General features: G+C 72.7%; 1 protein-coding gene. It reads right to left on the bottom strand.

The window, feature by feature from the left end:
• Positions 1 to 451 (bottom strand): hypothetical protein (locus RB628_RS41450; protein ID WP_318325773.1); only part of this gene is annotated, 451 nt, incomplete at both ends.

Below are 451 nucleotides of genomic sequence, written 5' to 3'. Positions count from 1 at the left end.
TCGGAGACCAGGGGCCGGATGTCCACTTCGCTGTCCCGGAACCTGGTCCCGTCCAGCGCCGTCCACTCCCGGTCCTCGAACGGCAGCGTCGTGGCCACGGGATCGTAGGGTGCCCAGAGACCGAACGCCTTCTTCGCGTCACTGTCGACCAGCACCGGAAGGTGCGCGTTCCCCGACCCGTCACCGACCAGCCGCCCCTCACCGCTGGGACCCACCACCCGCCGGCCCAGCCGGTCCGCCAGCACCTGCAGATCCAGGGACCGCTGCGCGAACGGTACGACCAGGAGCACAGGCACGTTCTTCGGCAGCCGCGCCAGCTCGGGGTCGGCGGCCAGCACCTCGGCCAGCGCCTCCGTGTCCAGCACCCGGCCACCGGAGACCCGCACCCCGCCGGGGTCGCCGTCCGCCGCGACGACATAAGCCGAATCCGGCCACGGCGCGTCCTCCTCCG

The sequence above is a fragment of the Streptomyces sp. ADMS genome (assembly GCF_033441795.1).
GTDB lineage: Bacteria > Actinomycetota > Actinomycetes > Streptomycetales > Streptomycetaceae > Streptomyces.
Note: the sequence above shows the minus strand (reverse complement) of the source record. Positions and strands in the feature narration are given on the sequence as shown.